This is a genomic window from Acidilobus sp., from assembly GCF_049973875.1.
GTDB lineage: Archaea > Thermoproteota > Thermoprotei_A > Sulfolobales > Acidilobaceae > Acidilobus.
In genome coordinates this window covers 126702-134529 of the sequence record NZ_JBMFJI010000002.1, presented here as the reverse complement: position 1 = coordinate 134529, position 7828 = coordinate 126702, and the positions used below count along the sequence as shown (strand labels likewise).

Annotated in this window: 8 protein-coding genes; 3 read left to right on the top strand and 5 right to left on the bottom strand. The window is 58.3% G+C overall.

Annotated elements, in window-relative coordinates; genetic code table 11:
* Positions 1-208: 208 nt before the first annotated feature.
* A complete protein-coding gene (locus tag ACP5H1_RS01750; RefSeq protein ID WP_427971004.1) occupies positions 209-1888 on the bottom strand; it encodes a long-chain fatty acid--CoA ligase in 1680 nt (559 codons plus the stop codon).
* Positions 1889-2051: 163 nt separating this feature from the next.
* Between ACP5H1_RS01750 and ACP5H1_RS01745 the strand changes: the two genes are divergently transcribed.
* Positions 2052-2642: a hypothetical protein gene (locus tag ACP5H1_RS01745; protein WP_427971002.1), complete on the top strand. Its 591-nt coding sequence runs from the start codon at positions 2052-2054 to the stop codon at positions 2640-2642.
* Here ACP5H1_RS01745 and ACP5H1_RS01740 read toward each other — a convergent pair.
* Complete coding sequence (locus ACP5H1_RS01740; RefSeq protein ID WP_013266428.1) at positions 2639-2911, bottom strand: UPF0147 family protein; 273 nt, start codon at positions 2909-2911, stop codon at positions 2639-2641. The two genes, ACP5H1_RS01745 and ACP5H1_RS01740, sit on opposite strands and share 4 nt — an antisense overlap.
* A gap of 99 nt (positions 2912-3010) precedes the next feature.
* Positions 3011-3868, bottom strand: a complete 858-nt coding sequence (locus ACP5H1_RS01735; protein WP_427971000.1) for a DMT family transporter — start codon at positions 3866-3868, stop codon at positions 3011-3013.
* A 144-nt stretch (positions 3869-4012) separates the two neighbouring features.
* Between ACP5H1_RS01735 and ACP5H1_RS01730 the strand changes: the two genes are divergently transcribed.
* Positions 4013-4894 carry an MBL fold metallo-hydrolase gene (locus tag ACP5H1_RS01730; RefSeq protein ID WP_427970998.1) on the top strand — a complete coding sequence of 294 codons (882 nt, stop codon included), beginning with the start codon at positions 4013-4015 and terminating at the stop codon, positions 4892-4894.
* Here the strand turns inward: ACP5H1_RS01730 and ACP5H1_RS01725 are convergent.
* Positions 4881-5630: a helix-turn-helix domain-containing protein gene (locus tag ACP5H1_RS01725; RefSeq protein ID WP_427970996.1), complete on the bottom strand. Its 750-nt coding sequence runs from the start codon at positions 5628-5630 to the stop codon at positions 4881-4883. The two genes, ACP5H1_RS01730 and ACP5H1_RS01725, sit on opposite strands and share 14 nt — an antisense overlap.
* Positions 5631-5801: 171 nt before the next feature.
* Here ACP5H1_RS01725 and ACP5H1_RS01720 point away from each other — a divergent pair, with 171 nt between their 5' ends.
* Positions 5802-6890, top strand: coding sequence for an MFS transporter (locus ACP5H1_RS01720; protein WP_427970994.1), 1089 nt, complete (start codon positions 5802-5804; stop codon positions 6888-6890).
* On the opposite strand, the gene ACP5H1_RS01715 is transcribed toward ACP5H1_RS01720, so the two are convergent.
* Complete coding sequence (locus ACP5H1_RS01715; protein ID WP_427971031.1) at positions 6887-7816, bottom strand: mechanosensitive ion channel family protein; 930 nt, start codon at positions 7814-7816, stop codon at positions 6887-6889. The two genes, ACP5H1_RS01720 and ACP5H1_RS01715, sit on opposite strands and share 4 nt — an antisense overlap.
* Positions 7817-7828 lie beyond the last annotated feature (12 nt).

The window sequence follows — 7828 nt, the reverse complement described above, 5'->3', positions numbered from 1 at the left end:
AGGCCCGTTACCCCTACCCCTCGCCGGGGGTTGCCCCCCGCCCCCAGCCCCCTGGGGCTCGGGGGTATGCAGCAGGGGCGCGGGGACACGCAGGCGCAGCAGGGCCCCTCTCGGGGCATCCCCACGCCAAACGACCATGACCTTCCAGAGCTTAAAAGGCCTCACCCCGCCCCTGGAAGGGGCGAGGCTTGTCGTTCCTTTTGTCATTTTACTTTGCTAAAACATCACTGTACTGGGCGCGGAGCACCTTCTTGTCGGCTTTCCCGGTGCTTGTCAGTGGCAGGTTCTGGACCTCTATTACCTTGTCGGGAAGCCACCACTTTGGTATGGCCCCCCTGTTGACGAAGTTCTCCGTGAGGAACCTGTTTATTTCCTCCGTGGTAAGCTTGCCCTCCCAGCCCTTCCTTGGAACCACCAGGGCGACAGGCCTCTCGCCCCACTTGGGGTGCTTAGCGCCTATAACCGTGACCATCAGCACGCCTGGGTGCTGGCTTATTGCGTCCTCAAGCCTTAGGCTGCTTATCCACTCGCCCCCGCTCTTTATCACGTCCTTCTCCCTGTCCATGATCAGTATGCTGCCGTCGGGGTACCACACTGCCAGGTCGCCCGTGTGGAACCAGCCTCCCCTCCACGCGGCCTCGGTCTTCTCCGGGTCCTTGTAGTACTCATAGGCGACCCAGGGAGCCCTGACGACCACCTCTCCAAGCGTCTTGCCGTCCTTTGGCACAGGCTTCCCGTCCTGGTCAACGACTGCTATGTCTACAAAGAATATTGGGTAGCCAGTCCTTAACTTTATATAGAAGAGCTCCCTGTCGCTCAGCTTATCTTGAAGCCTTGAAGGCGGGAGCGCTAGCGTAAGCACGGGGGCCGTCTCCGTGAGGCCATAGCCCACGAAGACCTTCATGCCCCTCCTCTCAGCCATGAGGGCCAGCCCCTCGGGCAGCGCCGAGCCGCCGTTTATGAATATGACCCCGCTCAGGTCGTACTTCTCGCTCTCTGGGTCAGCCAGGAGCATGTAGAGAATCGTCGGCACGCCAGCGAAGTAGGTGACCTTCTCCTGCTTTATGAGTTCAAGGTAGGCCTTCGAGTCAAACCTCCCTGGGAGCACTGTCTTCTGCCCTGACATTATTGATGAGAACGGGAAGCCCCAGGAGTACACGTGGTACATGGGCACAACTATCATGCTCACGTCCCTGCTTGTTATCTGTATTCCCTTGGGGCCTGCCCCGAACCCCGCGACTGATGACAGTATTGAGAAGGCGTGCAGGACCACCTGCCTGTGGCTGTGGTACACCCCCTTGGGGAGGCCCGTGGTGCCGCTAGTGTAAAACATGAACGCCGGCCTCCTCTCGTTGAGGGCTTGGAACTCGAACCTGCCGCCGCGCTCCTTAAGCAGGTCCTCGTAGTGGTAAGCCTGAGCCCCTCCTACCTTGCTGGGCACGGAGTCCGCGTCAACAACTATCACGTGCCTTATGCTCTTGACGTTTGGCACCACCGCCTCCGCCAGCTGGAGGAAGTCGGCATTAACTATCAGGACCGTGTCCCCGGCCTGGTTCATCGTATAGACTATCTCCTGGGGCGCAAGCCTTACGTTGACCGGGTGAAGCACAGCGCCCATCATTGGGACCGCGTAGTACTCCTCAAGGTGCCAGTGGGTGTTCCAGTCCATCGTGGCGACCCTGTCGAGCCCCTTGACGCCCAGCGACGACAGGGCCGACGCCAGCCTCTCAACGCGCTCAGCGAAGTCCGAGTACGTGTACCTGAAGACCCCCTTCCTCGTCCTGTAGACTATCTCCTGGTCAGGGAACAGGTACCTGGCCCTCTCGTATATCCTTGTTATAGTCAGCTCCGAGCCTGGCCTGTCCAGGACCTCCTCAGGTAGGGACACAGATGTGTACACCTCTCTTTTCCTCCTGAAGGAGGTTTATGATAAGGAAAATATAAGAGGATTGTTCGTAAAAACTACTTAAATAAGTTACCTTGGCCCCCTTTAAATAGGACCTAAGACGGCGTCAGCCAGGGAAGTCCTCAGGGACAGCGGTTACGCTGCGGTGCTCAGCGAGGGACCCTACGACCTCCTCTGGCGCCCCGGCGGCAGGGCCGCCTGCGTGGCCCTAGTGGAGGACTGGCCCATGGTGACCCTCAGCGTCGCCTCTGGAAGGCCCTCTATAGCTGACCCGCTGGACCTCCTTAAGGGTGCCAGGGATGCCACGGCCAAGGTGAGGAGGCCGGGTGACCTGAAGGTAATAGGGGAGGCCACACTAGCTGACGGAGGCGTCGAGTCCCTTAGGGCCCCCGTGAGGGGCTGGGCCCTCGTTGACGTGCTTGACCTAGAGGAGGCCATAGCGTGGATCGCCAGGCTGGTGGCATCAGTGAGGCCAACGTTTATCTACCTTGTCAGGGGGTTCACGTCGCCTGCCTCGGTTGAGGCCTCGTCCCTCATTGTTAACGCGGGGCTTCCGCTGATAGTGCCAGGGCTCAGGGGCGCTAAGGAAATCTCATCGCTCTGGAGGAGGGGGCCTAGGGTTATAGCAGGCCTTGATAAACAAATAAGCGAAGATAAAAAGTGGGCGTTAGAGGAAGGCCTTGAGGAGCCACGCCTCATGGACCTCGTGCTGGGCCTCTCAGGACTCGGGTGTTAATCCCTTATGGTCTCCAGTGTGGTGAGCACCTGCCATATCTTAGTCCTAGCGTGGAGGGGCATGTTGGGGTCCTGACTTATCTCATCAAGGGCCCCAACCGCGTTGGCTGCCCTCACCGCAGGCGACAGCTTGGTGTCCCTTAGGTAGGTCAGCGCCGTGGCGGCGGCCCTCCTTATGTTTCTTGGAACGCCTGCGTCATTTACTATTGTGGTCAGAATGGTCATGGCAAGCCTAATCTTCTCCTCGGTACTTACCTGTGCGGCTGACACGCTGGCTCACCCCGCTTCTCTGTTAGCTGTGTTCTTAAAAGTTATAAGGAGTTTATGGAATCTCCGCCCCGCCCACTAAGTGCGGAGCTCTGCAGCGTATTAACCCTGAGGCGCCACGGCAAGCCCTATGCCTGCAAGCGTGACTGCCATGTATACGCACTGTATGAAAAGTATGCTTTGACCAAGTATCAGGTAAGCCAGGACCGCGGAGCCCACGGGCTCAGCCATCATTGCTATGGTTGACGCTATGAAGTTCTTCTTGCCTATAAGGTAGTTCATCACCGTGTGGCCGCCCATCATTGGGACAAGGGCCAGGCCCAGGAAGCACAGCCACGTTTTAACGCTATAGTAAAGCAGGTTGTAGCCCAGGGCCAGCGACGCCGCAGCGCTGAAGGCCGCGGCCGGCGCGTATATTGCAGTGACGTAGCTGAAGGTGTCAAGCCTAGTCCTCATCGACTTACCGACGCTGAGGTAGAGGACCATTGCAACCATGCCTCCCAGGCTCAGCAGCACGCCAGTCGCAAACCTGCCCCCGGGGTCTGAGAGCGACAGGAGGGCGACGCCAACCATGGCTATTGCCGAGCCCAGAACCTCGAGGGGCCTGTACTTCTCCTTGAAGAAGGCGACCCCAACCACTATAAGGACCGCTGGGTAGGAGTCCACCAGGGTCACGCTGACGGCCACGCTTATGTAGCGTAGGCTCGTCATCCACAGGTCGAAGTGCATTGCAAGGAAGAGGCCCCCAGCCAAGGCTATAATTAAGTCCCTCCTGGAGAGCTTCAGCAGGGAACTTATGGAGCCCCTGGCCCACGCCAAGGCCGCCACAATAGCCGATGATATTATTAGCCTCCAGGTGGCGGCCACGGGCCCCGGCGCGCCGCTAAGCACAACTAGAATGGCAGCTGACGAGAAGCTGACAGCCATCACTGCCATTAGGGCATAGTCAGCTACGCGCAAAGCCCTTCCAGGGACCCCTGAAGTGCAAGGGATAAAACGCGCCAGCTGGCCAATACATATAGCCCGTTATTATGATTCTGACACCCTACTCACAGCTTTAACCCGGCGCTTCGTCCAGAATTAAGGTGATTAGAGCTGACGGAAGTGAAGGTTATCGACGTTAGCCCAGGGGAGCTCAGGGGCTACATCTCGTCCTTCATAATAGTGGATGAGAAGGTGGCCGTGGTGGACCCGGGACCTGAGAGCGCCTACGACAAGCTTAGGTCCGGCCTCGAGGCCCTGGGCGTAAAGCCTGACCTAATAGTAGTGACGCACGTACACCTCGACCACGCGGGGTCGGCCGCCCACCTGCTGAAGGACTTCCCCTCGGCAATAGTCTTCTCGCACCCCAGGGGCGTGCCCCACATAGTGGACCCCTCAAAGCTCTACGACGCCTCCTTCAAGGTTGCCCCAATACTGCCGCGCACCTACGGCAGGCCCCTCGCGGCGAGCCCTGAGAGGGTCTTTCCGGCCGAGGACGGGAAGGTCCTGGAGCTTGGCAGCTCAAGGATAAGGGTTATACACACCCCGGGACATGCCAGTCACCACATGAGCCTACTGCTGGAACCTGACGGCATACTCTTCACCGGGGACTCGGCCGGCGTCATATTTACGGTGAAGGGGCGCGAGGTCATGCTGCCCACCACGCCTCCGCCCTTCAAGCCGATGATGTACATCGAAAGCATAGATAAGATGACGTCACTGAAACCAAGGAGTATAGCGCCGACCCACTTCGGTATTCATGATGACGCTGTGACATGGCTTGAGAGGGCGAAGTCCCAGGTGGCCCTCTGGCTCAAGCTCATCAAGGGGTCCAGCGACCACAGCTACGGCGTCCTGGAGGACCTGCTGGCCAAGAACGATGATTACGTGAAGTCGCTGCTCTCGGACGGCGAGGAGTTCATGATAAAGGGGTTCCTCGAGAACACCATTGACGGCCTTGTGGACGCGGTTAAGAGAGGGGAGCCCCTGCCTAACGTGAGATGAACTCGCTGAGCCTCCTGTACATGGCCTCCGAGAAGTCCTTATCAACAACCACCACTGCAACGGCGTCGTCGCCGTGAGGAAGCCCTATTATCACGGCGTTACACGACACCATGAGGTCTATAAAAGCCGCCTCCGACTCCACGAACTCTATGCCGAGCCTCTTGAACTCGTCGGCCAACTGCCTGTACCTTTCAAGAGAGCCCTTGGGCACTATTACAAGCGCCCCGGATGGCAAGGAGGCCACCAGCTTCCTAAGCTCTGGGAGCAGCTCAGCGAGCCTGTCAAAAACCTTGAACGCCATAAATATGGGCCTTGAGTTGCAGGAGCTGCCATAGGACATGGCTGCGCCGAAGACGTTGTTCAGGCCCCTCACCAGGCTCACCCTGGCCCCCTCCCTAATGTTGGTCCCGTACGTCCTCGAGAGCAGGTCCCCGAGCTCCCTCAGCCTATTGGCCTTCTCAAGGCTCTTCATTATCTCGCTCTCTGCTATGGCGTTTATGGCCTGCCTCGGCTCAATGGGCTGATAGACCCCGTCAAACTCCGTCACTAAGCCCATGGACTCGAGGCTCCTGAGCACGTCATAAATCCTCTGGGAGGGCACGGAGGACTCCTTAGCTATGTCCTGGGGCTTGGCCTTTCCAAGCTTCAGGAGGGCCAGGTACGCCGCCGCCTCGTACTTGTTGACCCCCAGCAGGCTCCTGATGGTAGTCTCAATGTCATTCACGTCACCGCTCAACCCTACTTCCCGCGCGTTGTAAGTAATTTATGCATCCTTTAATGCTTAATGCTGAACATAGGGCCTACCGGCGCGCCTCGCGGGCGCTTAACGATAAAACAGCCAAGGGGCCCAGAGAAATAGATCAGCCGGCGAGGTGCCCTAAAGACGAGAAGGAGCGGGCTCCTGGCCATGAGCTTCGTAGTGATGGCCTTCAACTCCCTTTACCAGTACTCCTGGAGCGTCCTCAGCCCACTGATAGCCTCCGGGCTTCACATAAACTTCCTTAAGGTCAGCGTGGCCTTCACCCTCTTCGCATTATTCTCGACTGCTTCGCAGTTGGCCGTCAGCCCCCTCGTGGACAGGAGGGGGCCAAGGCTCATTGCGCCCCTCGCCTCGCTGCTCTCAGCCATGGGCTTCCTGGGCACGGCCTTCTCGACTTCCCTGATAGAGTTTTACGCCTTCTGGAGCGCTGGGAGCGTGGGCGAGGGGATACTTTATGGCATAGCCTCAAACGCCGCGGTGAAGTGGTTCCCTGACAGGAGGGGCCTGGCCACTGGGCTCGTGAGCCTTGGCTTCGGCCTTGGGGCCGCAGTGGCTAACCCATTCATAGGCCTCTCGAGGAGCTTCAGGGAGGTGAGCCTAACCATAGGGATCGTGGAGCTGGCAGCGCTTACAGCCATCTCATCGTTCATAGAGTACCCAAGGGGGCTCAGGGGAGTTGATCTGGCAGTGACTGTCAGGTCACCCAGCTGGTGGCTGCTTTACGTTACCTTCGTTCTCTCCCTGGTCCCGCTGGTGTCCTTCTCAAGCTCGCTGGGGAGGCTGACGGACCTCAGGGGGTACCTCTTTGGCGTGGCCGCCTCCCTCTTTCCCATGTCAAGCGGCCTTGGAAGGCCCGCGCTTGGGGCCTTATCTGATAAGCTGGGAAGGCCCAGGACCATATTGGCGTCACTCCTAATAATAGCCTCCTCCTCGGCCCTGGCACTTTATGGCCCTGTACTTGCCAAGGTAGTCGCGGTCTCCCTCGTAGGCTTCTTCAACGGCGCCCAGATACCGCTGTTCTTCAGCATCGTCGGTGACCTCTACGGCGAGGCCTTCTCAATGTCAAATAACGCCGCTATGTACACCGGTAAGGCGTTCAGCGGCCTCTTAGGCGGCGTCGTGATAGCCGCACTTGTAGAGGACGGCTACGGCGCTGGGGCCCTCGTCATAGGGTCACCCCTGTTGGCCTCGGCGCTAATGTTAGCCGCCCTGGAGGCCAGGAGGAGGGGCCGCTAAGGCTGGCCAGCTGGCTTAGCCCTCTTCTGCTCCTCCTGGATTGCCTTGACAGTCTTCATCACTGTTATCAGGATGTTGTGCCGCGCCTCGTCCTCAAACATGGTCTTGCACCTGGCATCTATTGCTATTACGTAGGTGCTCTGGCTGGTCTCTATGACCCTTATCGTTGGCGCATCGGCCATTATAGGAAGCGCCGAAAGCTCCTTCTTGAGCCCCTCTATGACAATTTCAGGGTCAAGGTCCTTGGGGACCTCGTAGCGGGTCCTGACCCTCCTGACCTCGTTGTCCGAGTGCACAAATATCGCCGCCTGAGCCATGATGCTGTTCGGCACCTTTACCGGGACGTTGTCATCTGAGAGTATAACTGTGTACATCAAGTTTATCTCCTGCACAACTCCAGTGTAGCCAGGTATCAGGTAGTCCGTTGAGAAGAACTTGGGCGGGTAGGAGGGCACTATGAGGCCGTACTGCCACGTGCTGAACGTTATCCTGTCGCCCACCTTGAAGGGCCTCGTAAGTATTATTACTATGCCCCCAAATATGTTAGAGAGGACGAACTGCGAGGCAAGTCCTACCACCAGCCCCGCGAAGCCGCCAGCTGCCAGGGCCTCTGTTACCCCCACCCTTATTATTGCCAGGAACACCACAAATGCGATCACATAGCCGCTGAGCCTCACTATGAAGGCCACGGAGGAGGCGTTGGCGGGGCCCACGGTCGAGGCGAGCCTGTTCCTAAGGGCCATTGTAATTAGCTGCGTCACAGTCACTGAAGCTATGAGCCCGAGCACGCCATAGACGTAGTCTTCGAACCCCGTCGGTATGAGTTTCAGCTTTATAAGCACGTAGCCTACAAGTATTACTATGGCCACCACTAAGGCTGACAGCAAAAGGAAGTACAACGTGCTGTGGCCAGGACGCCGCGGCATTGCATTATAAGG